This window comes from Avibacterium gallinarum, assembly GCF_002921135.1.
GTDB classification, from domain to species: Bacteria; Pseudomonadota; Gammaproteobacteria; order Enterobacterales; family Pasteurellaceae; genus Avibacterium; species Avibacterium gallinarum.
Genome location: NZ_PQVJ01000003.1, coordinates 54690 through 80894 on the forward strand (window position 1 = coordinate 54690; position 26205 = coordinate 80894).

At 42.1% G+C, this 26205-nt stretch carries 22 protein-coding genes and 1 pseudogene; 9 read left to right on the top strand and 14 right to left on the bottom strand.

What is annotated here, in order from left to right; translation table 11 throughout:
- Window positions 1–17 precede the first annotated feature (17 nt).
- Window positions 18–965, top strand: coding sequence for a ribose-phosphate pyrophosphokinase (locus C3007_RS01420; RefSeq protein ID WP_103852736.1), 948 nt, complete (start codon window positions 18–20; stop codon window positions 963–965).
- A 106-nt stretch (window positions 966–1071) separates the two neighbouring features.
- On the opposite strand, the gene miaB is transcribed toward C3007_RS01420, so the two are convergent.
- Window positions 1072–2496 (bottom strand): tRNA (N6-isopentenyl adenosine(37)-C2)-methylthiotransferase MiaB, encoded by a 1425-nt coding sequence (miaB, locus tag C3007_RS01425; protein ID WP_103852737.1) that lies wholly within the window; start codon window positions 2494–2496, stop codon window positions 1072–1074.
- A gap of 196 nt (window positions 2497–2692) precedes the next feature.
- On the opposite strand from miaB, the gene C3007_RS01430 reads away from it, so the two are divergent.
- Entirely contained in the window at window positions 2693–3865 is a 1173-nt protein-coding gene (locus C3007_RS01430; RefSeq protein WP_103852738.1) for an FAD-dependent monooxygenase, read from the top strand.
- 70 nt (window positions 3866–3935) lie between these two features.
- Here the strand turns inward: C3007_RS01430 and cpdA are convergent, their stop codons facing one another.
- The 11 genes and pseudogenes from cpdA to thrA form a co-directional block, all read right to left on the bottom strand.
- Window positions 3936–4766, bottom strand: a complete 831-nt coding sequence (gene cpdA, locus C3007_RS01435; RefSeq protein WP_103852739.1) for a 3',5'-cyclic-AMP phosphodiesterase — start codon at window positions 4764–4766, stop codon at window positions 3936–3938.
- A 141-nt stretch (window positions 4767–4907) separates the two neighbouring features.
- A complete protein-coding gene (nudF, locus tag C3007_RS01440) occupies window positions 4908–5537 on the bottom strand; it encodes an ADP-ribose diphosphatase (RefSeq protein ID WP_103852740.1) in 630 nt (209 codons plus the stop codon).
- Between the two features lie 117 nt (window positions 5538–5654).
- Window positions 5655–6062, bottom strand: coding sequence for a phosphate-starvation-inducible protein PsiE (gene psiE, locus C3007_RS01445; RefSeq protein WP_103852741.1), 408 nt, complete (start codon window positions 6060–6062; stop codon window positions 5655–5657).
- Window positions 6063–6088: 26 nt separating this feature from the next.
- Window positions 6089–6775: a M15 family metallopeptidase gene (locus C3007_RS01450; protein WP_103852742.1), complete on the bottom strand. Its 687-nt coding sequence runs from the start codon at window positions 6773–6775 to the stop codon at window positions 6089–6091.
- Window positions 6775–7914 (bottom strand): succinyl-diaminopimelate desuccinylase, encoded by a 1140-nt coding sequence (gene dapE, locus C3007_RS01455; RefSeq protein ID WP_103852743.1) that lies wholly within the window; start codon window positions 7912–7914, stop codon window positions 6775–6777. The genes C3007_RS01450 and dapE overlap by 1 nt, the downstream gene beginning before the upstream one ends.
- A gap of 15 nt (window positions 7915–7929) precedes the next feature.
- Entirely contained in the window at window positions 7930–8277 is a 348-nt protein-coding gene (locus C3007_RS01460; protein ID WP_103852744.1) for an ArsC family reductase, read from the bottom strand.
- Window positions 8278–8466: 189 nt separating this feature from the next.
- A complete protein-coding gene (gene thrC, locus C3007_RS01465) occupies window positions 8467–9744 on the bottom strand; it encodes a threonine synthase (RefSeq protein ID WP_103852745.1) in 1278 nt (425 codons plus the stop codon).
- A 2-nt stretch (window positions 9745–9746) separates the two neighbouring features.
- Window positions 9747–10229: pseudogene (locus C3007_RS01470) on the bottom strand (HEPN domain-containing protein); the annotation flags it as partial.
- A gap of 157 nt (window positions 10230–10386) precedes the next feature.
- Window positions 10387–11406: a DUF262 domain-containing protein gene (locus C3007_RS01475; protein ID WP_103852747.1), complete on the bottom strand. Its 1020-nt coding sequence runs from the start codon at window positions 11404–11406 to the stop codon at window positions 10387–10389.
- Window positions 11407–11423: 17 nt separating this feature from the next.
- Window positions 11424–12368 (bottom strand): homoserine kinase, encoded by a 945-nt coding sequence (gene thrB / locus C3007_RS01480; protein ID WP_103852748.1) that lies wholly within the window; start codon window positions 12366–12368, stop codon window positions 11424–11426.
- Between the two features lie 9 nt (window positions 12369–12377).
- Window positions 12378–14825, bottom strand: a complete 2448-nt coding sequence (thrA, locus tag C3007_RS01485; protein ID WP_103852749.1) for a bifunctional aspartate kinase/homoserine dehydrogenase I — start codon at window positions 14823–14825, stop codon at window positions 12378–12380.
- Window positions 14826–15126: 301 nt separating this feature from the next.
- On the opposite strand from thrA, the gene C3007_RS01490 reads away from it, so the two are divergent.
- The 5 genes from C3007_RS01490 to priC all read left to right on the top strand — a co-directional run bounded on the left by C3007_RS01490 (window position 15127) and on the right by priC (window position 19167).
- Window positions 15127–15831 carry a YggS family pyridoxal phosphate-dependent enzyme gene (locus tag C3007_RS01490; RefSeq protein WP_103852750.1) on the top strand — a complete coding sequence of 235 codons (705 nt, stop codon included), beginning with the start codon at window positions 15127–15129 and terminating at the stop codon, window positions 15829–15831.
- A gap of 85 nt (window positions 15832–15916) precedes the next feature.
- A complete protein-coding gene (gene gloA, locus C3007_RS01495) occupies window positions 15917–16324 on the top strand; it encodes a lactoylglutathione lyase (protein WP_103852751.1) in 408 nt (135 codons plus the stop codon).
- A gap of 94 nt (window positions 16325–16418) precedes the next feature.
- The gene (gene rnt, locus C3007_RS01500; RefSeq protein WP_103852759.1) at window positions 16419–17066 is read left to right on the top strand and encodes a ribonuclease T; all 648 of its coding nucleotides are present in this window, start codon (window positions 16419–16421) and stop codon (window positions 17064–17066) included.
- A gap of 53 nt (window positions 17067–17119) precedes the next feature.
- Window positions 17120–18478, top strand: a complete 1359-nt coding sequence (locus tag C3007_RS01505; RefSeq protein ID WP_103852752.1) for a Na+/H+ antiporter family protein — start codon at window positions 17120–17122, stop codon at window positions 18476–18478.
- A 107-nt stretch (window positions 18479–18585) separates the two neighbouring features.
- Window positions 18586–19167 (top strand): primosomal replication protein PriC, encoded by a 582-nt coding sequence (priC, locus tag C3007_RS01510; RefSeq protein ID WP_103852753.1) that lies wholly within the window; start codon window positions 18586–18588, stop codon window positions 19165–19167.
- A 73-nt stretch (window positions 19168–19240) separates the two neighbouring features.
- Here priC and fabB read toward each other — a convergent pair whose 3' ends face one another.
- Window positions 19241–20461 (bottom strand): beta-ketoacyl-ACP synthase I, encoded by a 1221-nt coding sequence (fabB, locus tag C3007_RS01515; RefSeq protein ID WP_103852754.1) that lies wholly within the window; start codon window positions 20459–20461, stop codon window positions 19241–19243.
- A gap of 157 nt (window positions 20462–20618) precedes the next feature.
- Here fabB and mnmC point away from each other — a divergent pair, with 157 nt between their 5' ends.
- The gene (mnmC, locus tag C3007_RS01520; protein ID WP_103852755.1) at window positions 20619–22649 is read left to right on the top strand and encodes a bifunctional tRNA (5-methylaminomethyl-2-thiouridine)(34)-methyltransferase MnmC2/FAD-dependent 5-carboxymethylaminomethyl-2-thiouridine(34) oxidoreductase MnmC1; all 2031 of its coding nucleotides are present in this window, start codon (window positions 20619–20621) and stop codon (window positions 22647–22649) included.
- A 58-nt stretch (window positions 22650–22707) separates the two neighbouring features.
- Here mnmC and metG read toward each other — a convergent pair whose 3' ends face one another.
- Entirely contained in the window at window positions 22708–24759 is a 2052-nt protein-coding gene (gene metG, locus C3007_RS01525) for a methionine--tRNA ligase (RefSeq protein ID WP_103852756.1), read from the bottom strand.
- A 191-nt stretch (window positions 24760–24950) separates the two neighbouring features.
- Between metG and apbC the strand changes: the two genes are divergently transcribed.
- Complete coding sequence (gene apbC, locus C3007_RS01530; RefSeq protein ID WP_103852757.1) at window positions 24951–26075, top strand: iron-sulfur cluster carrier protein ApbC; 1125 nt, start codon at window positions 24951–24953, stop codon at window positions 26073–26075.
- Window positions 26076–26205: the final 130 nt, after the last annotated feature.

Genomic DNA, 26205 nt, shown 5'->3' on the forward strand with positions numbered 1-26205 from the left:
CTGAGGTTAATTTTACAATGCCTGACATAAAACTTTTCGCTGGTAATGCAACGCCAGAACTAGCAAAACGAATTTCTGAACGCTTATACCTCTCGCTTGGTGATGCCACTGTGGGACGTTTTAGTGATGGGGAAATTCAAGTGCAGATCAATGAAAATGTGCGTGGTAGCGATGTTTTCATTATTCAATCCACTTGTGCACCAACAAATGATAACCTAATGGAATTACTTGTGATGGTTGATGCTTTACGCCGTGCATCAGCAGGTCGTATCACTGCGGTAATCCCTTATTTCGGCTATGCTCGCCAAGATCGCCGTGTGCGCTCTGCACGTGTCCCTATCACTGCAAAAGTGGTGGCGGATTTCTTATCAAGCGTAGGGGTAGATCGTGTTTTAACCTGTGATCTTCACGCTGAGCAAATTCAAGGATTCTTTGATGTTCCTGTGGATAACGTATTTGGTTCGCCAGTATTAATTCACGATATTTTAAAGAAAACTGATCTTGAAAATCCAATCGTCGTTTCACCTGATATTGGTGGTGTGGTTCGCGCTCGTGCAGTGGCAAAATTACTCAACGATACCGATATGGCAATCATTGACAAACGCCGTCCAAAAGCCAATGTATCGCAAGTTATGCACATTATTGGTGATGTAGCTGGACGCGATTGTATTCTCGTTGATGATATGATCGACACGGGTGGAACGCTATGCAAAGCGGCAGAAGCGTTAAAAGAACGTGGCGCAAGACGCGTTTTTGCTTATGCAACTCACGCCGTATTCTCAGGCTCAGCGGCAAAAAATCTTGCCAGCGATGCCCTTGATGAAATCGTGGTAACCGACACTATTCCACTTAGCCCAGAAATCAAAGCCTTGGGTAAAGTGCGTGTGCTTACACTTTCAAGTATGCTTGCCGAAGCGATTCGTCGTATCAGTAACGAAGAATCAATCTCTGCAATGTTTAGTTAATTGCTATAGAATGATAAAACAAAAAGCTGATTACAATGTAATCAGCTTTTTTTCAATAAGTATCTCAACACTCAAAAATTGACATTATGATCACTGTTTGGTTGAGCTAACCTTGATAATGCCCCACGCCGAGTTCATCTTCTTTGCGCGTGCGGTTAATCACTGCTTGTGGTGATTGCACCACGCGTAAGCCCATTTGATCTTCAGTACGCACCACATCACCGCGCAGTGAATTGGTGAACACATCGGTGATTTTAATATCCACAAATTTGCCGATCATATCTGGTGTTCCCACAAAGTTCACGATACGGTTGGTTTCCGTGCGGCCGGTGAGTTCCATCAAATCTTTCTTCGATGGCCCTTCCACTAACACGCGCTGTTCTGTGCCAAGCATTGCACGGCTAAATTGTGCCGCTTGGTTGTTAATGCGTTGTTGTAGCACATATAAACGCTGTTTTTTCTCGTCTTCGCTCACATCATCAGGAATATCTGCCGCAGGCGTTCCCGGACGAGCAGAATAGATGAAGCTAAAGCTCATATCGAAATTTACTTGTGCGATCAAGTTCATCGTATCTTCAAAATCTTGCTCCGTTTCCCCTGGGAAGCCAACGATAAAATCAGAGCTGATTTGAATATCAGGGCGCACTTTGCGTAATTTGCGAATAATGGATTTATATTCCAACGCCGTATGCCCACGCTTCATTAAATTCAAAATACGATCAGAACCGCTTTGCACTGGCAAGTGTAAGAAACTCACTAATTCTGGCGTGTCCGCATACACATCAATAATATCGTCAGTAAATTCAATTGGGTGGCTCGTGGTGAAACGCACGCGATCAATGCCATCAATCGCGGCTACTAAACGCAATAATTCAGCGAAAGAACAAATACCACCATCGTGGGTTGGGCCGCGATAAGCATTCACGTTTTGCCCTAATAAATTCACTTCACGCACGCCTTGTTCTGCCAGCTGTGCGATTTCAAATAGCACGTCATCAAGCGGGCGGCTCACTTCTTCGCCACGAGTGTAAGGCACTACGCAGAAAGTACAATATTTATTACAGCCTTCCATAATTGATACGAACGCTGTTGGGCCTTCAGCGCGCGGTTCTGGCAAGCGGTCAAATTTCTCAATTTCAGGGAAACTGACGTCCACTACGGAACTTTTACCGCCACGGATCTGGTTGATCATTTCAGGCAAGCGGTGTAAAGTTTGTGGCCCGAAAACAATATCCACATAAGGCGCACGGCTACGAATATGCTCACCCTCTTGTGATGCCACACAACCGCCCACGCCGATCACTAAACCGGGGTTGGTTTTCTTTAATTCTTTCCAACGTCCTAATTGATGGAACACTTTTTCCTGCGCTTTTTCACGAATAGAGCAAGTGTTCAACAACAACACGTCCGCTTCTTCTGGAATATCCGTTAATTCCAAGCCGTGCGTGCTGTTTAATAAATCTGCCATTTTTGAGCTGTCATACTCGTTCATTTGGCAGCCCCACGTTTTAATATGTAATTTTTGCGTCATAATTTGCTTTAAATCGTTTAACCTGTAAAAATCGACTGGCTATTTTACCGACTTGTGCTGGTGGTGGCTAGTTAAAATAATCTTTTCTTTTGAATTTTACTCATAAAAGGTAAACTAACGGGCAGTGAAAAATGCAAGTGCGGTATAAAAATTAGCAAAAAAATCACCGCACTTTTCGGATAAAAAAGAGGCAAAAATGAATACGCAACGCGATGTAATTATTGTTGGCGGCGGAATGGTTGGCGCAGCTTGTGCCGTAGGCTTAGGGCAATTAGGGCTAAACGTGCAAGTGATTGAAAGCGCGCCATTACCCACTTTTCAGGAAAATTCCCCTTATGATTTACGCATTTCCGCCATTAGCCTTGCTTCCGTGCAATTACTGCAACAATTACAAAGTTGGCAATATATTGAACAAATGCGTATTTGCCCCTATCGCGCCTTAGAAACTTGGGAAATTGACGGCTTTTCCACTTATTTTCATTGCAAAGAATTAGATCATTCCGAACTGGGTTATATGGTGGAAAACAACGTGATCCAACTTGGCTTATGGCAAGCCTTTTCCAAGCTTGAAAACGTGCAAAGTAGCTTGCAGGTGAAAGTGGAACGAGCTGAAAAGTGCGGTAAAAATTGGCAGATTTTTTTAACTAATGGTGAACAATATTCCGCTCCTTTAGTGATTGCCGCAGACGGTGCAAATTCACAACTACGCCAAATAGCTGGCATTGGCCTAACGGGCTGGCAATATCGCCAAGATTGTTTATTAATTTTGGTGGACACCGAATTGCCACAGCAAGACATCACTTGGCAGCAATTTTTCCCTTCTGGCCCAAGAGCCTTTTTACCCCTTGAGGGGCAACAGGCTTGCCTTGTGTGGTATGACAGCCCAGAAAAAATCGCTCAACTGAAACAATTATCCAAAGAAAAATTAGCCCACGCCATTGAGCAATCTTTCCCTACAAGATTGGGGCAAGTTAAGGTGCAAAAAGCAGGCAGTTTTGCCCTCACCCGCCGCCACGCTCAGCAATATTATCATCAAGGCATTGTGCTAGTGGGCGATGCCGCTCACACCATTAATCCATTGGCTGGGCAAGGCGTAAACTTAGGTTTTAAAGACGTAAAAGCGTTGTTACAAGTGATCGAAAGTGCGGTGCAAAATCAACAAAATTTTGCTTCTGATGAGGTGCTGAAAAAATACCAAGCCTTGCGCCAAAAAGACAATTTACTAATGCAATCAGCGATGGATTTATTCTACAAAGGCTTTAAAACAGAATTACTGCCGCTCAAAATCGCCCGCAACGCCGCCCTTTTCTTAGCGTCCAAAGCCACACCATTGAAAAAACAAGCATTGAAGTATGCGTTGGGGTTATAGTAAGTAAGGAGCAAGTAACTATAAAAATGCGGTGAAAAATCACCGCACTTAGTTATTTGCTCTTCCTCAACTAATAGCCCTCCCCGAGCATATTCGGTAGGAATGTAGCTTGTTGGATACGTTTCACTCGGGTTTCAATGCGTCCATCATTGTAAAGCTCAATTTCACGCCAACCAGGTTGTAATGTGTCCAATGCGAAGCTGTTGCTATCAGGTTTAAATTGAATGCAGGTGGACGGCGTTGCCATCACTTTGTAGCCCTTCCATTCGCTATCCACAGCTTGGTGGATATGTCCATATAAAATGCCTTTCACATTGTTAAATGGTGATAAGGCATAGGCTAAATCTAACGCATTGCGTAAATTATGCTGATCTAGCCAAGCAGAGTTCGTAGATAAGATATGGTGATGCAACACCACCAAAGAATAGCGCTCTGGATAATCTTTCAGTTTAGATGACAGCCAATCAATCTGATATTGTCCGAGCTGTCCGTGAGGTACGCCAAAAACTTGGCTATCAAGCATTAAGATCTGCCAGTGTTCACCAATTAAAAGATGTTTAAGCGGATTAATATTGCCGTTATTATGATTAAGAATATCAAACATCTTAGGTTGAAAATCGTGATTTCCGGGGATCCAAAACACCATTTTCTCTAAGCACTGCACTGTTTCGCAAAAACGTAAATACCCTTCACTGCTACTGTCTTGCACCAAGTCCCCTGTGGCAAGAACCAACTCATAATCAAAGTCACTTTGTTTAATTTCACTTAAAACTTGGTTGAAGCTGGCTTGGGTGTTGATACCAAGCAATTCACCGTTTTCGTCCTTAAACAAATGAGGATCTGTAATCTGCACCAAACGTACAACGTCATTGTCCGTTGGATATGTATAAGTATTGACCAAAGTACGCTCTCCTCCTGTTATATTTATTATTAATTTTTGTTATACGTTACGAATTTGAAAAAAAATTGCATTAGGTAAATCTAAAAAATGCTAGCGGGATCAAAGTTTACGCCAAATTTTCTATTAAAAATTCGATCCAGTTCACATTTTTGACCATTCTTTTTGTAAAGAAAGGTAATTTAATTGTAGCCACAGCAAACCTGTTACCGCTAAGCCATTATCAATCTTACCATTGCAAACCCATTCGTAAGCAGTTTGACGCGGGATAACGTGAACGCGGATATCTTCATTTTCATCGGCCAAGCCGTGAATACCCTGTGCTTTTTGGCTATCTACTTTGCCGACAAATAAATGAATGCGTTCCACAATGCCCCCAGGGCTATCCCAAAAGCTCATCACTTCACGCAAATGTTCTACTTGTACGCCAGCTTCTTCTTGGCTTTCACGCTGCGCCACTTCATCGGGTTGCTCGTCTTCTTCCACCATACCGGCGATCAGTTCTAACAACCAAGGGGATTGGCTGAGCTGTGGGTTATAAGCACCGATGCGCACCTGTTCTACCATCACCACGCTATCGGCATCAGGATCATAAGCCACCACCACAGAAGCTGCGCCTTTCACCAGCAATTCACGGGTTACTACACCGCTTTCACCGCCAGCAAACAGCTTATGTTTAAAATAGACTTTCTTTAAATTAAAAAAACCGTTATAAAGCGGTTCTTCCTTGATAATTTCAATATCCTGTTGGGTAAATTGCTGTAAGTCGGACATCATTTTTCCTCGTATAAAATTTTGCTAAGAATACGCCAGTTTTTTACAAAAAAAATGTAATTTTTCTGATCTTTGTTGAAAAATTTGACCTTGTTCACAAAACCTGTGAAAAATCGGCTAACTTTTCTTCAGGCGATCTGAGCTAACCAAGAATAGCGCAATCACCATTAGCAAAATCGATCCAGAAAAGAGCAAAGTATTTACTGGGCTAGAATGATCCACAATGATTAAGCGCACCATTGCGGTGATCCCGATATATAAAAAATAACGCAATGGAAAGTGATAATCGGTTTTGAAGTATTTCACAATCAAGGCTAAAAACTCAAAATAAAGGAAATACACCACAATTTTTTCCACCAACAAATAAGAAGCTTCTTTTGATTGCTCAAATAAGACAAGGGCTAAAGCATAGGTTTCTTTCGCCAGAAAGACCACCAAAATTAAGGCGAGAATGAGTAAGGAAACATTCAAAATCCACTGCAAAAAGGACGAAATCCCCTGTGGGAAAAAATGTTTTTCGTTCATTTTAGTTTTCCTTATTAAATAAAAAATTAGATAAAAAATCGCTCGAAAATTTCAGCTAATTGCTTGATTAATGTAGCCTTGCCAGCCACATCTTGATCTTGCCAAGATTGCACTAAAATCTCAGGGTCGAAATGCGCGCGAGCCAGCTCTGCCATTGGCAAATAGCTGATATGCCACGGCTCATAACCAATCTCTAATCTCGCTGGCATTTGCGAAAAAGGAAAGGCAAAATCAAATTTCGCCACATTTTCTTGCAGCCACACGCTGAGTTCAGCAAAATAACCGCCTTGTGTATATTCCCAAGGCTCAAGTTGTAATTTTTGATCTGCTGGCAATAAATCAGGATCAAAAATATCCACTTCCGTTCCCCAGTGATGACGGCTTCCCCCTGGCAAGGCTGACCAACGCAAAATCGCTTGGCATTTTTCCCAATCAGAACAACAAGATAAGTCAAGTGCTTGTCCTTCATCATTATGCACTTTACGCTTGCCCGCAAATTTCTCATTCCAAATCATTTGCTGACGCTGGAAATCACGAAAGCTACTGGCGGGCTGCAAATTAAAGCCATTTTTCACCGCACTTTGCTGTAAGCCCTGAAAGGCTTTTAAAGCATCAGGCTGAAGAAAATGTTGTGTCGAGAACGGGCAAGGCAAGGGGGACAAATGCTCACGCGATTTTCCCGTGAGCATTGCAGGCGTAAAACTCGCTTTCATTATGCGTCCTTATTCAGCAAATTCATCAACATTTGCTGATAAACCTCGCCCAAAGTGGCAAGATCTTGACAACTTACGCATTCATTCACTTTATGAATGGTGGCATTTAATGGCCCAAGTTCCACCACTTCAGCCCCCATTAAAGCAATAAAACGCCCGTCTGACGTGCCACCACCCGTTTCAAGTGCGGGGGTAATTTGGGCAATTTTTTCAAGACTATCCACCACAGCATTCACCAGTTTACCCGGTTTTGTTAAAAATGGCTTGCCCGATAAATTCCATTCAATGCGATAATCAAGCTGATGTTTTTTCAGCATTTGTTCTACGGTTTGCTTAATTAACTCGTCTGTTACTTCCGTGCAATAACGCAAATTAAACTGCACATAAAACTCACCGGGGATCACATTATTACTCCCCGTTCCCGCTTGAATATTAGCAATCTGCAAACTAGTTGGCGGAAAAAATTCATTGCCTTGATCCCATTGATAAGTGGTTAATTCTTTTAGAAAATCAACGGATTTATGCACGGGATTATCGGCTAAATGAGGATAGGCAACGTGTCCTTGCACGCCTTCAATATACAGATTTCCCGTAATAGAACCGCGGCGACCATTTTTCACCACATCGCCCAATTTCTCAGCACTCGAAGGCTCGCCCACAAGGCAATAATCAATGGCTTCACCGCGAGCCATTAAGGTTTCCACCACCCGCACCGTACCATCTTTTGCGGCAGCTTCTTCATCGGAAGTAATCAACAATGCAATCGTCCCTGCGTGATCGGGGTTGGCTTTTACATAGTTTTCTGCCGCCACAATCATTGCGGCAAGCGAACCTTTCATATCCGCCGCACCACGTCCGTAAAGCATATCGTCCACAATTTTTGCGGAAAACGGTGGATATTGCCATTGGCTTTCATCACCCACTGGCACAACGTCCGTATGCCCCGCAAATGCCACCACAGGACGCGCTGAACCGTGCGTTGCCCACAGATTTAGCGTGTCATTAAAAGGAAGCCATTCGATATGAAAACCTAATTTTTCTAACCGTTCTGCGATCAACTGCTGACAACCTTGATCATCAGGGCTAATAGAGGGACGCTGGATCAACTGTTGGGCTAAGGTGAGAATCGAATTTTTCATTTTATTTTGCCTCAGCTATTTTCCAAATGCCTGACTGTACGCTGTTGCGTCAAATCCCATTAACGCAATGCCATCTTGTAAAATAATCGGGCGTTTAATCAGCGTTGGCTGTTCAAATAAAACCTCAAGTGCGGTGCTTTTTGACAACGTTTTTTTCACTTCATCAGGCAAATTACGCCATGTCGTGCTACGCTTATTCACCAAATTTTCCCAGCCAAACTGAGCTTCCGCCTGTTCTAACCAAGCCTTATCTAGCCCGTCCACACGGTAATCGTGCAAGCGATGTTCAATGTCATTATCCGCCAACCATTTCAACGCTTTTTTCACCGTATCGCAATTCTTAATGCCGTAAAGAGTAATCATTTTTTGTCCTTTTTATTTTCTAATGTTTCGGGCGGACACACAGGTCCGCCCCTATATATTCATTATACTGATATAAAATTTATCTAAATGCTCCGTAGGGTGGGTTTCAGCCCACCAAAGGGAGAAATCTCATTAAATGGTGGGCTAAAGCCCACCCTACTTCACTATGCGTCCGCCCTTTTTACAAAATTATTTCTTCAACAAATACGCCTTTAACGTTGCAAAATCATTATCCATTTCATCTGAAAGCAATGGCAATTTGTTGTGTTTATCCAAGGCTTCAGGTAAAGGTAATTCCGTTGATAAAATTCGCTCGACGCTTTCTTTGAATTTTGCAGGGTGAGCAGTGCAAAGGAATAATCCTGTTTCGCCAGCTTGTAAATCTTGTTTTAACACGCCGTAGGCGATCGCACCGTGCGGTTCGCATAGATAGCCTTGCTCGTTCATTGCTTGCAAGGTGTGTTCAGTTTGCTCATCACTCATTGCGGCGGAATGAAGCTCTGACAATGCCCAGCCGTTGCGTTTGAAGAGTTCTTCTACACGAGGCCAGTTATTTGGGCGGCTAACGTCCATTGCGTTTGATAAGGTTGCCACGGTGTCATTTGGCGACCATTCGCCCGAGCTTAAATAGCGTGGTACGGTGTCATTTGCATTGGTAGCCGCGATGAAACGTTTGATCGGTAAGCCCATTGTTTTAGCGATAAGCCCCGCAGTCAGGTTGCCGAAATTACCACTTGGTACAGAAACCACAATGTTTTCGCGCTCTGCTTTTGGCAGTTGTGCTACCGCTTCAAAATAATAACAAACCTGTGCTAATAAACGGCTAATATTAATGGAGTTGGCCGAATTTAAGCCGATCGCTTGGCGAAGCTCGGCATCATCAAACGCCTGTTTAACCAGAGCTTGGCAGTCATCAAAATCACCGTTGATGGCAATCGTGCGAATATTTCCGCCAAGGGTGCAGAATAATTTTTCTTGCAATGGGCTGATTTTGCCTTTTGGATATAAAATCACCACGTCAATATTTTCTAATCCATAAAAGGCGTGAGCCACTGCTGCCCCTGTGTCACCTGAGGTTGCGGTTAAAATAGTGATTTTGCCATCGCCACGAACGGTTGCTAGGGCTTGTGCCATAAAGCGCCCACCAAAATCTTTAAAGGCAAGAGTTGGCCCGTGAAATAATTCTAAGGCATAAATATGCTCTGCCACTTTTTCTACTGGTGCTGGGAAGATAAAGGCATTTTTCACCATTTGAGCCAGTTTATCCGCTGGAATTTCATCACCAATTAATGCCCCTAGGATTTTCTCGCTACGCTCAACCAAAGGTAACTCAAGCAAGGCATCAATGTTGTCTAAGTGCGGGATAATTTCAGGGAAAAATAGCCCTTGATCTTTACCTAGCCCTTGGCGTACTGCTTGGGCGAAATTTACTTGTTCTTCAGGGTGCTTGATGTTGTATAAATTCATAATTAACCTTTATAATCTTTACCAAAAATATTATACTCTACTGCCGAAACGATCTGATAAATAGATTCCATATAATTTCTAACTATATCAATATATGAAACTATGTCAGATAATGTTATATCGCTAGCACTATTAGCTCTGTGAATTATATCATTACGTTTATTCACAATTTCTGTAACTTGCGAAATAAGTGCACTATCTATGTTATGGCATCCTAAATTAATACCTAATAGCTTAAATACCTTTATTGTTTTTTCTACATTACCTGATATTTTATACTCGTCAAGAAATCTTTTTATGCTATCATCTATAGATATTAAATGATGTGAAATATCCCTTGTATCATCGACGCCCTTCCAAGAATTTAAGCTCACTTTCAAAAAACACTTAGGAACTGTATTATGTTGATTAATGTAATTACAATGTCTTCTAAATATTTTTATTGCACAACTAGTTAGAAATGACTCTAAACAAATACATAAATTAACTAAATAACTACAAGAAAAAAATTAACATTAGACTGAAAAAGCTCATCTGTATTCTTGATAATTCTATTATTGCTCTCTTCCACGATATTTCTTAAATTTTTCAATTTAGTATCAATATCTTGAAATTCACTTTCAAATGATATTACCATAAAAATTACTCATTTATAACTGTAGATAACAAGTTTTCCCATAAACGCCGTCTTTTCATGATAGAAGATCGTGTTTGTGAACTCCTAGATAAGGTCCTTAAAAAATCATCATTATTACAAAGTTCCTCATACTTTTTTCTAATCTCAATTGCATATTTTTCTACTATCTCTGGTGATAATTGTCCAATAGAGTACATCTGTAATTCATAATGAACAATAGTCTTAAGCTTCATATTCTTCTTTCTAGCCAAATTAAGAAAAACATCATCACCAAATACTTTTTTACAATTAGATAAAGCAGTATGAAATTTATCCCTAAATTCTTCTATCAACTCTTCAGACACATCTTTTTTTGAAGACAAATAAGTATCTAAATATTCTTTTAGCCTATCTGAATAACCAGATAAATCTGCTGTAGCTAATGCAAAAAAGCGAAGTACCAATTCACTTTTACCACTTTCATCTTTAATGTGATTAAATTTATAACTCTCTAACTCAGATGATAACTCATCTAATAACTCATTAAATTTACTAGGATATAATGCATGACGAATTTCTTGATCTGTTAATATAACTGATCCTTGGTTAAGCCTAGCAAATATCTCCCTAATTAATTCCTGAGGATTATCTTTTCTTAATACAATACAACGAATTGTTGTAGTCTCTAAATCACTTTTTAATTCACCTAGTTCGGAAAACCGTTTTCCTTCTAATTCAGAAAAAGCAGTCATTCCTTCTAAGGCAAATTCATCATTAAAAAACTTTTGAATAGTTGTTAATCGCTGTACCCCATCAATTACTAAGTGATTAGATTGAGAATCTTCTGCAAAATAGCACGAGGGTAAAGGAATTCTCATCAAACAAGATTCAATAAACTTAGACGCCCTTTTCCATCCTCTAGGTTTATCCCATTTATATTTTCTTTGAAAATCGGGATCTAGTTTTAATTTTCCTTCTTTTACTCTTGAAATTAATGTTTCAAAAGGATAGTCAATAGGAAATAAATTTAAGTGTTTAGTATTCATAATGACTCTCTTTTTAATTATATTAATTCTCTTGCGCCTTGGTTATCTACTTTACAAACGTGGACGAAGCCTTCGTTGTTTTGGAGATAATGGTTTTCCAAATAGGTGGCCACTTTACTGGCGGTGTTTAAATCTGGTGCGATGGCGAACATTGTTGGGCCTGAGCCTGAAATGCCAGAAGCCAGTGCGCCAAGATCGCGTACCGCTTGTTTTACTTCAGCGAAGTTTGGTAATAGTGCTTCACGATAAGGTTCTGCAATCACGTCTTTCATCATATAGGCGGCTAAGGCTTCTTGTTGCGTATGGCACGCGTGAACGAAACTGCCTAAATGACGGCCGTGTGTAATTACATCTTGACGCGTGTAGCTTTTCGGCAAAATGGCTCGCGCTTCTGAGGTAGAAACTTCAATGCCTGGGTATGCCAACACCCAATACCAGTTATCAAAAAATGGCAACTGCTGACAAATATTGCCGAGCGATTGTACCATTAATTGCACCCCACCTAAATAACAAGGGGCAACATTATCATAATGAATTGAGCCTGAAATACGCCCTTCCAGTTCGCCCATCATTTCCAATAATTCCATTTTGGAAAAAGGTTCATCGTGGAATTTATTTAACGCCACTAAAGCAGCCACAATAGAACAGGCGCTTGAGCCTAAGCCTGAGCCAATTGGCATATTTTTTTCTAGCGTTAAACGCAGTGGCTTCACAGTGCCGTTGCGTAATTTTAAGCGTTCACTAAAAAGCACATAGGCTTGATACACAATGTTTTTTTGTGGCTCTTTGGGCAATTTACGCACAAAATAGCCCGCACTTTCTAGCTCAAAGCCTTGGCTGATTGCCTCCACTTGCACCACATCGCCCAATAATGAGCCATCAATTGGGGACACCGCCGCCCCCAATGTATCAAAGCCCACGCTGATATTCGCACTAGATGCAGGGGCGTAAATTCGTAACATAAATGCTCCTTAATTATGTAATGTTCTTAAAATATCGGCGAAGATCCCTGCCGCAGTTACCGCATTTCCTGCCCCATAGCCACGCAATAATAATGGGATTGGCTGATAGTAGCGGGTGTAGAATGCTAAGGCATTTTCACCATTTTTCACTTTATACAGTGGATCATCTTGCTCTACTTCTACAATCGACACTTTGCATTTGCCGTTTTCAATTTGTCCAACATAACGCAATACTTTGCCCTCTGCTTTCGCTTTTTCCACGCGCGCTTTAAATTCTGCATCAAGCTGTGGCAACATTGCCATAAATTCGTTCACTGATTTGCCTTCCGCAAAACCTTTTGGCAGCACGCCCTCTACTTCCACATCGCTTAATTCTAATTGTAAGCCTGCTTCACGGGCTAAAATAAGCAATTTACGCGCCACATCTTGTCCTGAAAGATCATCACGTGGATCGGGTTCAGTAAAGCCTTTTTCACGGGCTAATGCGGTAACTTCTGAAAGCGATAAGCCCTCTTCCAACTTGCCAAAAATAAAGGAAAGTGAGCCAGATAAAATGCCACTAAAGCGGATTAATTCGTCCCCTGCGGCTAATAAATTTTGCAAGTTTTCAATCACTGGCAAGCCCGCGCCCACATTGGTTTCATACAAGAATTTATGTTGGCTTTTACGCGCATTTTCACGCAATAAATTGTAGTACTCAAGTTCTCTTGTGTTGGCTTTTTTGTTTGGCGTAACCACGTGGAAGCCCTCACTTAACGCACGGGCATACAAGCCAGCAACACTTTCCGCCGAGGTGCAATCCACAAATACAGGGTTTACAACGTGGTGTAATTTAATGAAAGAAAGTAGCACATCAAAATCAGAGGGCTGTGTGGCATTTTCCAAATCTTCTTGCCAGTGATCCAAATTTAAGCCATTGGCATCAAGTAACATTTTATTTGAGTTTGCAATGGCACAAACGCGGATCTCAATGTCCTTTTTTGCTAAATAATCTCGCTGATTTTTTACCTGTTCAATTAATTCACTACCTACGCCACCTACCCCAACGAGAAAAATGTCCACCACTTTTTTGTTATTAAAAAGGGCTTGGTGCGTTGCTTTCACCGCTTCAATGGCTTTATTTTGTGGCACTACAGCAGAAATAGAACGCTCAGAAGATCCTTGTGCAATCGCTACAATGCTGATATTTGCTTGTGCTAATGCGGAGAAGAAATGGGCGGCAATCCCTTTCGCTTGACGCATTCCCTCACCCACTACAGAAATAATAGAAAGATCTTTGATAACTTCAATGGCTTCTAAATCTTGATTTTTCAACTCCTGAGCAAATTCAGCCTCCAATGCATTTTTTGCCACTTCTGCCGCTTTCACTGGCACGCAGAAGCTAATGCTATATTCTGAAGAAGATTGGGTAATCAAAATCACGGAAACGCCCGCTTTCGACATTGTAGAGAACACGCGAGCCGCCATTCCCACCATACCTTGCATTCCCGGCCCCGAAACGTTAAACATCGCCAAATTATCTAAATTGGTAATGCCTTTTACTTGGAGCTGTTCAGATTGAGAATGGCTATCAATAATCGTGCCTTTCGCCTCAGGATTGCCTGTATTTTTAATTAAGCAAGGAATATTCGCTTGCACCAATGGCCCGATAGTACGCGGGTGAATCACTTTCGCCCCGAAATAAGAGAGTTCCATCGCTTCACGATAAGACAGGCTTGGCAATAAGCGGGCATCAGGCACAAGACGAGGATCACAAGTGAACACACCGTCCACATCTGTCCAAATTTCACACACAGAAGCATTTAAACAGGCAGCAAGGCACGCGGCGGAATAATCTGAACCATTACGACCGAGTAAAACAAGTTCCCCTTTCTCATTGCCCGCAGTAAAGCCCGCCATTAACACCACATTTTTCGGCGGAATACTTGCCGCATCAATGCGTTTGGTAGATTCTTCAATATCCACAGAAGATTCTAAATATCCACCCTGAGCCAATAATTTTTCCACAGGATTAATCAGGGTAACTTGGTAGCCACGGGCTTCAAACCAGGCTTTCATCATTGCGATAGACAATTTTTCCCCGCGACAATCAATGGTCGCTTTCACCGCGTCATCTAACACGCCTTTAGCACGAATTTCTGCTAAAAGCTCGGCGATTTGAGCAAATTCTGCGTCAATCACGGCTTTACAGCCTGCGAGATCAAAATTTTCATTTTCGGCATATAAGCCATTAATAATGGTATAGAAAATTTCAAGTGCTTGATTAAAATCGGTATCAGTTGGTAGGTTTTGGCTTGCTTTTTCAGAAAGGGCGACAAGATAATTGGTGATCTTAGCGGGGGCAGATAACACGCCAGCGGCTTGCTCTTCTAAATGGGCTTTTTCGATCAGCCGTGCCGCTTGTGAAAAACGTTCTGGATTTGCCAGCGAAGTGCCACCAAATTTTAATACTCGCATAGAAATTCTCCTCAGTATAAATGTTGTGAATGCAAAAAATGCTTATAAAAAAACCCGCACTTTGTAATGCGGGTTTTCTGTGATCCTGTTTTTAACGCACTAACCCGCCCCATTCATCGTAATGGTAATAATGGTGGTGGTAATCATTGCGATTGTGCGTTGCATTGTTGTGATTTTCCTAACAAAAAATGATGGTGTTAGAAATACCGAAATTTTCACGCCTTGTCAAACAGAAAATGAATAATATAGAATGATTTTGTTAAAATAATGCGAAACTTCATAGGATATAGGTAAGCCCACAATGACAATTCAACAAAATTTACAACAGCTGCAAACACAAATCCAACAAGCGTGCGAGCAAGCTCAGCGAGCCAGCACAGATATCACTCTATTAGCAGTGAGCAAAACCAAGCCCGTAGAAGCCATTTTAGCAGCCTATCAAGCGGGACAACGTCAATTTGGCGAAAACTATGTGCAAGAGGGGGTAGAAAAAATTCAGCATTTTGAGGGGCAAGGTTTCGATCTCGAATGGCATTTTATCGGGCCGCTGCAATCGAATAAAAGCCGTTTAGTGGCAGAACATTTTGATTGGATACAAACCCTTGATCGCGCCAAGATTGCCGATCGTCTTAACGATCAGCGTCCCCACTACAAAAAACCGTTGAATGTGCTGATTCAAATTAATATTAGCGATGAAAGCAGTAAATCGGGTATTCAACCTGCGGAAATGCTGGATTTGGCAAAACACATCAAAAATCTACCGCACTTATGTTTGCGTGGGTTAATGGCAATTCCTGCACCAACAAATGATATTCATCAACAAAAACAAGCCTTTATGCAAATGCAGCAACTTTTCGAGCAGCTTCAACGCGCGCTGCCTGAATGCCAAATTGACACCCTTTCAATGGGAATGTCAGACGATTTAACCGCAGCCATTGAATGTGGTTCAACAATGGTTCGCATTGGCACAGCGATTTTTGGCGCACGCGATTACACGCCAAAATAAGCCTTGTTTTAAGCAAAACTCTGTAATGCTTTTTACCCCTGACTATGGCATAATGCCTAGAATTTTTTGATGATTGGAGATGATTATGCGAATTTTACATACAATGTTACGCGTGGGCGATTTAGATCGTTCGATTAAATTTTATCAAGATGTGTTAGGTATGCGTTTATTGCGCACCAGCGAAAATCCAGAATATAAATATACCCTTGCCTTTTTAGGTTATGACGATGAAGACAAAGCTTCTGTGCTTGAATTAACCTACAACTGGGGCGTACACGAATACGATCTGGGCAATGCTTACGGGCATATCGCTATCGGCGTGGACGATATTTATGCCACTTGCGAAGCCGTTCGCCAAGCAGGCGGAAAAGTTACTCGTGAGCCAGGCCCAGTAAAAGGCGGCAAAACAGTAATTGCCTTCGTGGAAGATCCTGATGGTTACAAAATCGAGTTTATCGAAAATAAAAATGCGCAAGCTGGATTAGGCAACTAAGCTAAAAATAAACGGTTACAAAGTGCGGTGGAAATTTTCGCAAATTTTACACCGCACTTTTTATCTCACCTTTGATCTGATAGTCCATAATGTTATGACAACAAGCGAACCAATTAATTATAATTTGCTAAAAAACCGCTTTCGTGGCTACTTGCCCGTGATTATTGATGTAGAAACCGCAGGCTTTAACGCAAAAACTGATGCGTTGCTCGAAATCGCCGCTATTACGGTAAAAATGGACGAAAATGGGTTCTTATTGCCCGATCAAAAGTGCCATTTTCATATTCAACCTTTTGAAGGGGCGAATATTAATCCTGACTCACTCAAATTTAACGGCATTGATATTGATAACCCCTTGCGTGGTGCGATTTCGGAAAATATCGCCATTAGTGAATTATTCAAAATGGTGCGTCAAGCACAAAAACAAGCGGAATGCCAACGTTCCATTATCGTGGCACATAATGCCACTTTCGACCAAAGTTTTTTAATGGCGGCGGCTGAACGCGTGCAAGCCAAGCGTAATCCATTCCACCCCTTTGGAATGTTTGACACCGCCACATTAAGCGGATTTATGTTCGGTCAAACGGTATTGGTGAAAGCCTGCCAAGCGGCGAACATTCCTTTTGATCATAAACAAGCGCATTCCGCTTTATATGATACAGAACGCACCGCAGAATTATTCTGTTATATGGTGAACCATCTCAAACAATTAGGTGGTTTTCCCCATCAAATAGCAGAATAAGTGCGGTAATTTTTTTATAAATTTTTCTTTTTCTCTTAAATAAGGACAATGCAATGTTACTTTCCAATCCTGTTGTGATTTCTATCATTGTATTGCTTGCGTTAAGTTTATTGCGCATTAACGTGGTGATTGCTTTGATCATTTCCGCGCTAACCGCAGGCTTATGCAGCAATTTAACAATGAGCGAAACCATTCAAACCTTTACGGGTGGCTTAGGCGGCGGCGCTGAAGTGGCGATGAACTACGCTATTTTAGGTGCATTTGCCGTGGCAATTTCTAAATCAGGCATTACCGATTTGCTCGCTTTCAAAGTGATCCAAAAACTCGGCCATTCGCCAAACGGGCTTTCAATGGCGACATTTAAATATTTCATTTTGGCAGTGTTGGTGATTTTCTCCATTTCATCACAAAACTTATTGCCAGTGCATATTGCCTTTATTCCAATTGTGATCCCACCACTGCTCGCCATTTTCAATAAATTGAAAATTGACCGCCGTGCCGTGGCTTGTGTGCTAACTTTCGGTTTAACCGCCACTTATATGCTCTTGCCAGTGGGATTCGGGAAAATCTTTATCGAAAGCATTTTGGTGAAAAATATCAACCAAGTGGGCGCACCGCTCGGCTTACACACCAGCGTTGGCGAAGTTTCTCTTGCAATGATGTTACCGGTGATTGGAATGATTTTAGGCTTACTCACCGCTGTGTTCATCACCTATCGCAAACCAAGAGAATATGCCGTTTCAGACAACAACCTTAGCACGCAAGAAATTGAACAGCATATTGCAAATATCAAACCGTTCCACGTTATCGCCAGCATTGTTGCGATTGTGGTTACTTTCGGTTTACAACTTTTCACTGATTCCACCATTATCGGCGGTTTAGCAGGTTTAATCATTTTCGCTGTTTGTGGCATTTTCAAACTCAAAGAAAGCAACGATATTTTCCAACAAGGCTTACGCCTAATGGCAATGATCGGCTTTGTGATGATTGCCGCCTCAGGCTTTGCTGCGGTGATTAACGCTACTGGCGGCGTAACCCAATTAGTGGATACATTCAGCCAAGGCTTAGGCGCAGACAACAAAGGCTTGGCCGCATTATTAATGTTAATTGTGGGCTTGTTTATCACAATGGGGATCGGTTCGTCTTTCTCTACGGTACCAATCATCACCTCCATTTATGTGCCGCTTTGCTTAACCCTTGGATTTAGCCCATTAGCCACGGTTTCTATCGTAGGCGTGGCAGCCGCGCTTGGTGATGCAGGCTCCCCTGCTTCCGACTCTACACTCGGTCCAACATCAGGCTTGAATATGGACGGCAAACACGATCACATTTGGGATTCTGTCGTGCCGACCTTTATTCACTACAACATTCCATTAATTATTTTCGGCTGGCTAGCTGCAATGTATTTATAAGCAATGTTAGATAGAAGATAGACAGAAAAAGGACATCACAAGATGTCCTTTTTTATGCGATAATTTCCGCGCGCCCCAATCTCACTAAATCAATATTGAACGGAAAAATGAACAAAACTCAACTCATTCAAGCGTTACGCCAAAAAATTACGCAATGTTATCAGCAATATCCAATGCCTGATACAGAGAAAATTTATGCAAAATTTGACCGCACTTTATTTAGTGAAGATTTCCAGCTATTCAAATTTTATCGTGCAGAATTAGACAACACCCTTGCTCAAATCGCACGTTTGCAAGAAAACGAACAGGCTCAATGTCAATTTTATAGCGAAAAACTGCTTGCCCAATTACAAGCCTTGTTAGATGCCATAAAACAACAGAAATCGAGAAAAACAACGCAGCATAATCCGCAGAAAGCGCCACTCACCGCAAAGGATAAGCAGCAACACGCCATTCATCGCCTGCCGCCAAGGGAACGCTTAGAGAAATATTACGAAGCCCTACAAGCCTTAAATGCAAAAATTGAGCAGCAACAAGATCAGTATTTTCAAGCCCAAGAAGAATTGGAAAAACAGCGGCTCCAACAGCTCATCGCACACACCCAACAACGCCGTGCGCGCTGTTTGGAAGCCATTGAATTATTGGAAGGATATTTGGCTTTAGAACAGTCGCAAAAGAATGACAAATAGCTCAAATGCTAACAATGATTAAATATAAAAAAACGCTTTCTTACTGAAAGCGTTTTTATTATTTTAGCTTGGTTTATTTTGTATAACGTCTAAATACCAATGTTGCGTTTGTGCCGCCGAAACCAAAGCTGTTTGACATTACGGTATTTAAGCCTGCGTTTTCTTTGGTTTCTGTTACGATGTTCATTCCTTCCGCTTGTGGATCGAGGGTTTCGATGTTAATGCTTGGGGCGATGAAATCGTTGTCTAACATTAATAAGGTGTAAATGGCTTCGTGTGCGCCAGCCGCACCTAGTGAATGGCCTGTCATTGATTTGGTTGATGAAATGGCTGGTTTTTGATCACCGAAAACATTTTTGATCGCGCCTAATTCTTTCACATCGCCCACTGGCGTTGACGTGCCATGTACGTTGATGTAGTCAATAGGGGTATCTACTGTTGCCATTGCTTGTTTCATACAACGTTCTGCGCCTTCACCGCTCGGTGCAACCATATCATAACCATCAGAAGTTGCACCATAGCCCACGATTTCCGCATAGATTTTTGCACCACGCGCAAGAGCGTGTTCTAATTCTTCAACCACAACCACAGCGCCACCACCTGCAATTACGAAACCATCACGGTTTGCGTCATAAGCGCGCGAAGCTTTTTCTGGGGTGTCGTTATATTTGGTGGAAACTGCACCCATTGCGTCAAATTCTGTGGCACATTCCCACGATAATTCTTCTGCACCGCCGGCAAAAACAATGTCTTGTTTGCCTAATTGAATTAATTCTAAAGCGTGGCCGATACAATGTGCAGAAGTGGCACAAGCGGAGCTGATACTATAATTCACGCCACGGATTTTGTAAGGCGTTGCTAAACAAGCTGATACACTTGATGCCATTGTTTTGGTTACTGCATAAGGGCCAACGGCTTTCACGCCACGCGGGCCACGCACGGCATCACAAGCGATAAGCTGATTGTGTGCAGAACCTGTACCAGCGCCAATCACCAAACCGGTGCGATCGTTAGACACTTGTTCTTCTGTTAAGCCTGCGTCTTCAATGGCTTCTTTCATTGAAAGATAAGCATAAGCTGCCGCATCGCCCATAAAGCGATAAACTTTACGATCAATCAATTCTGAAGGTGTAATTTTGAGCGTACCTGCGATATGGCTACGCATACCCATTTCCACAAACTCTGGCACTAACTCAATGCCTGATTTACCCGCTTTTAATGAAGCTAATACTTCTTCTTTATTGTTACCAATACTGGAAATGACACCGAAACCAGTAATCACCGCTCTTCTCATAAATTATTCCTTTTGCGTTGAAAGAGTAAAAAATACAGTTGGTCGCTAACTTACTACGAAATGAAAATATTGCAAGCATTTCTTGGAAGGTTCGACCAATCCCGAAAATTTCGCTATTATAGCAAACTCGAGTAGCACAACAAAGATGCCAGCAAAGATGTTTAAACTTAATCACGCAGAGATCTATTTTAATCAAGAAAACACGCCCATTTCCCACCAATTTGATGATGTGTTTTTTTCCAACCAAGACGGTTTGGCGGAAAGCCGTTATGTGTTTCAGCAGGGAAATGCGCTGTGGGAACGTTGGCATCAGTTTAACCAAGGGCATTTTGTGATTGCGGAAACTGGCTTTGGCACGGGATTAAATTTTTTTGCAGTTACTCAACTTTTTCGGCAATTTCGCCAAGCCAATCCGCACAGCCCGCTGAAACGCTTGTTTTTTATTTCTTTTGAAAAATATCCGCTCAATCCAACACAGCTTGCCCAAACTCATCAGTCTTATCCTGAATTTGCCGATTTAAGCCGGCAACTTTGCCATCAATGGCAACCGATGATCGCAGGTTGCCAGCGTTTTCATTTTGCCGAAACCACGTTGGATATTTGGTTCGGGGAGATTGCTGAAAGCCTGCCGCAACTGGGTGATTATATGCAAAATCGCATTGATGCGTGGTTTTTAGATGGCTTTTCGCCGAGTAAAAATCCGCAAATGTGGAACGAGCAGCTTTACAACGCAATGTTTGATTATTGCAAGCCTAACGGCACATTTGCCACTTTCACCGCCGCAAGTGCGGTGCGAAAAGGGCTAGAAAATGCAGGATTTAGCGTGCATAAACGCAAAGGCTACGGCAAAAAACGTGAATGTTTAGCAGGGGTGAAACCCGAAAACTTCACAAAAAATCACCGCACTTACGCGATTTTAACCCCTTGGTATTTGCCACAAGCGGCTCAAATGAATGAAACGCAAGACATCGCCATTATCGGCGGCGGTATTGCTTCTGCCTTTATCGCACTTTCCTTATCGCAACGTGGCGCGAATATCACGCTTTATTGTGAAGATGAGCAAACCGCACTCAATGCTTCAGGCAACAAGCAAGGGGCCTTTTATCCGCAGCTGAGCGATGATGATGAGCATAACATTCGTTTTTATATTCACGCGTTTTTATATGGGCAACAGCAACTGCATTGGGCGATTGAGCAAGGCATTGAATTTGAACGGGATTTTTGCGGCGTGGCGCTCTGTGCTTATGATCATAAAAGTGCGGTGAAATTAGACAAAATTTCTCACTTAGATTTGCCCGAAGCCTTATTTCAACGTCTTTCTCAAGCGGAATTGAGCGAAAAAGTCGGTTTACCACTGCCTTGTGATGGTGCATTTATTCCGCAAGGCGCTTGGCTTGCGCCTCGTCAGTTCGTGCAAAATTTATTTGCCTATTTACAACAGCGCGGCGTAACAATAAAAACTTCGCAAAAAATCACCGCACTTTCTCAACAAGGCGAAGGCTGGCTGCTGACTAATTCACAGGGTGAAACTTTTCCTCATCAGATCGCCATTATTGCTAACGGGCATAAGCTCAAAGACTTTAGCCAAACCGCACAACTACCCGTTTACCCCGTGCGCGGGCAAGTGAGCCAAATTCCCACCACCGCACAGTTAAAACACCTTAAAACGGTGCTTTGCTATGACGGCTATCTCACGCCTGCAGATCAAGAACAAAGTAGCCATTGCATTGGTGCGAGCCACGTTCGTGATAATCAAGATCGTCAATTTAGCCAACAAGAACAGCAAGAAAATCAGCACAAAATTCAGCAAAATCTTGCGGGGGTAGAATGGGTGAATGAGATTGATACCTCAGGCAACTTGGCGCGTGTTGGCGTGCGGTGCTCCGTGCGCGATCGCATTCCTATGGTGGGTAACGTGCCGGATTTCGCACAACAAGCCGAAGATTATAAAAATCTCTTTAATCTTCGCCGTCGCAAACATCCTATTCCACCAGCGGCGATTCATCACAATCTTTATTTAATCGGCGCATTAGGATCAAGGGGACTCACGTCTGCGCCTTTGCTTGGCGAAGTGCTGGCTTCATTAATTTATGGAGAACCTTTACCGTTAAGTGAAGATATTTTGCATCAGCTCAGCCCAAATCGCAGCTGGATAAGAAAATTGCTGAAAGGCACGCCAGTAGCGTAAACAAAAAGGCGAACATTAGGTTCGCCTTTTTTCTATTTTCTATCATAATTTGCGATTATTATTTCACGCGCGCACCTGCTTTAGCGCCAGAATCTACATCAAGCAAGAATAAATCTGCGCCGCCTGTGCCTGCGGAAAGGATCATTCCTTCAGACATACCAAATTTCATTTTGCGCGGTGCAAGATTGGCGACCATAATCACCATTCGCCCTTCCAGATCTTCTGGTTTGTTGTAGGCTGCTTTAATGCCCGAGAACACCTGACGCTGTTCCACGCCTAAATCTAGGATAAATTTCAATAATTTATTGCTTTCAGGTACGGCTTCGCACTTCAGCACTTTGGCAACACGCAAGTCTAATTTGGCAAAATCATCAATGGTGATGGTTTCTTCAAAAGGCTCAAAATCTGCTGCATTTTTCACCGCACTTTTTTCTGTGCTACTTTGCGGATTAAGTTGGGCATTTTCCGCTTTTGATGCTTCGATCATTTGCTCAATTTGCTTCATATCTAAACGAGAGAACAAGGCTTTAAACGGCGCAATTTTGTGAGAAGCCAACGGTGTTGCAAGGTTATCCCAAGTAATTTCAGTCTGTAAGAAGGCTTCAGCACGCTCAGCTAATTTTGGTAGCACAGGTTTTAAGTAGCCCATTAACACACGGAATAACTCAATACCCATTGAGCAAACTTGTTGTAATTCTTGCTCGCGGCCTTCTTCTTTGGCAATGACCCAAGGGGCTTTTTCATCAATATATTTATTGGCTTTATCCGTTAATGCCATAATTTCACGAATGGCTTTGCTGAATTCACGGTTTTCGTAATAAGCTGCAATGTGATCCGCTTGTGAAGTAAATTCTGCAAATAAAACAGGATCTTGCAAGCTGGCCGCTAATTCCCCAGCAAAACGTTTTTGGATAAAGCCTGCATTGCGTGAAGCAAGATTGACTAATTTGTTTACTACATCGGTATTTACGCGCTGTACGAAATCTTCCAAATTGAGATCTAAATCGTCAATGCGGTTGCCTAATTTTGCCGCATAGTAGTAACGTAAATATTCGGGATCAAGGTGTTTTAAATAGGTTGCCGCTTGAATAAATGTACCGCGAGATTTCGACATTTTTTCGCCATTTACCGTTACATAACCGTGTACGAAAATATTATCAGGCTTACGCAATTCCGCTCCGTCTAACATCGCTGGCCAGAAAAGGGAGTGGAAATACATAATGTCTTTGCCGATAAAATGATACAGCTCAGCTTGGCTGTCTTTATTCCAGAAACTATCAAAATCAATATCACCTTTACGGTTGCACAGGTTTTTGAAAGACGCCATATAACCAATCGGCGCATCAAGCCAAACATAGAAATATTTGTTTTCTGTGCCCGGGATTTTAAAGCCGAAGTAAGGTGCATCACGAGAAATATCCCATTGTTGCAGCCCCGCTTCAAACCATTCTTGCATTTTATTTGCTACTTCTTGTTGCAATGAACCAGAGCGAATCCACGCTTTTAGCATTGCTTCAAAACTTGGTAAGTCAAAGAAAAAATGCTCACTTTCTTTCAACACAGGCGTTGCACCCGATACCGTAGAGCGCGGATCGATTAATTCCGTTGGGCTGTAAGTGGCAGAACAAACTTCACAGTTATCGCCATATTGATCAGGGGATTTACATTTTGGACAAGTGCCTTTAACAAAGCGATCAGGCAAGAACATTTGCTTTTCAGGATCGAATAATTGCGAAATAGTACGGCTTTTGATAAAACCATTTTCTTTTAATTTATTGTAAATGCTTTCTGCTAGCTCACGATTTTCTTCGCTATGGGTTGAATAATAATTATCAAAACTAATGTTAAAGCCTTTGAAATCTTCAACGTGTTTTTGTTGCACGTCAGCGATTAACTGCTCAGGGGTAATGCCCATTTGATCAGCTTTAAGCATAATTGGCGTGCCGTGCGCATCATCAGCACAAACAAAATAAATTTCGTTGCCACGCATACGTTGGAAGCGCACCCAAATATCGGCTTGGATATGCTCAAGCATATGTCCTAAATGGATCGGGCCGTTTGCATAAGGCAATGCGCAAGTGACTAAAATTTTACGAGGTGAATTTGACATTATCTGTTACCTTTATCATCAGAAAAATTGTGCCGAATTTTACCTTATTGGCGGTATTTTTTCCAGTTCAAGGCGGTTTATCTCAATTTATACTTAACAGCACCGCCTTGCCGTGTTTAAATATACCCACAAATTTACTCAACTATTCTCTAACCATTTACTTAACAGCGACTTAACAATAGGAAATAATGATGAGCATTCATTTTTCAGCGAATTTAAGCGAGGCTCAACAAGCCGAAATTCAACAATTATTCCAACAATTTCAACACCCTAGCTTACAACGTGATTTAATCAGCCTTAATGCGATCAAAAAAGTAGAGCTAGGCGCAGGCGTGTTACGCATTGAAATAACAATGCCTTTTGCGTGGAACAGTGGTTTTGAACAACTAAAAGCAGCGCTAACCAATGCGCTAGAAAAAATCACCCAAGCCACAGAAGTAAAATGGGTGCTGAACTACCAAATCGCCACTTTAAAACGCGCCAATAATCACCCAGCCGTAAAAGGCATCAAAAATATTATTGCAGTAAGTTCAGGCAAAGGCGGCGTGGGCAAATCCACCGTTTCCGTCAATTTAGCCTTAGCCTTACAAGCACAAGGCGCAAAAGTTGGCTTGCTCGATGCGGATATTTATGGCCCGTCTGTCCCCCATATGCTTGGCGTGGCAGATCAGCGCCCGACTTCGCCAGACAACAAACATATTAACCCTATTGAAGTGTATGGATTACGCACCAACTCCATTGGCTATTTGATGGAACCTGATAATGCCACCATTTGGCGCGGCCCAATGGCAAGCAGTGCGCTAAGCCAGCTTTTACAAGAAACCTTATGGGCGAAAGACGGCGTGGAGCTAGATTATTTAGTGATTGATATGCCACCCGGCACAGGCGATATTCAGCTTACGCTCTCACAGCAAATCCCTGTAACTGGCGCGATTGTGGTGACCACACCGCAAGATATTGCTTTAATTGACGCGATTAAAGGCATTTCAATGTTCCAGCGCGTTTCTGTCCCAGTGCTTGGCATTGTGGAAAATATGTCTGTGCATATTTGTAGCAACTGCGGCCATCACGAACCTATTTTTGGTACAGGCGGAGCAGAAAAAATGGCGGAAAAATATCAAGTAAAAGTGCTTGCACAACAGCCATTACATATCCGCTTGCGCGAAGATATGGATAACGGCAAACCAACAGTGGTTTCCGCACCAGACAGCGAAATAGCCCAATCTTTCCTACAACTCGCCGAAAAAGTTGCCAGCGAACTTTATTGGCAAGGCGAAATTATTCCAAGCGAGATTTTATTTAAAGCGGTGGAATAAAAAATAACATAAACGAAAAGAGCGGTGGTTTTTCACGGAGTTTTAAGTGGTTAAAAATTTGTGGAAAAGTACCGCTTTTTACTATTTGTTTTTTTATTGTTGGTTAAACGCTTTTTTCTTTAGAATGAAT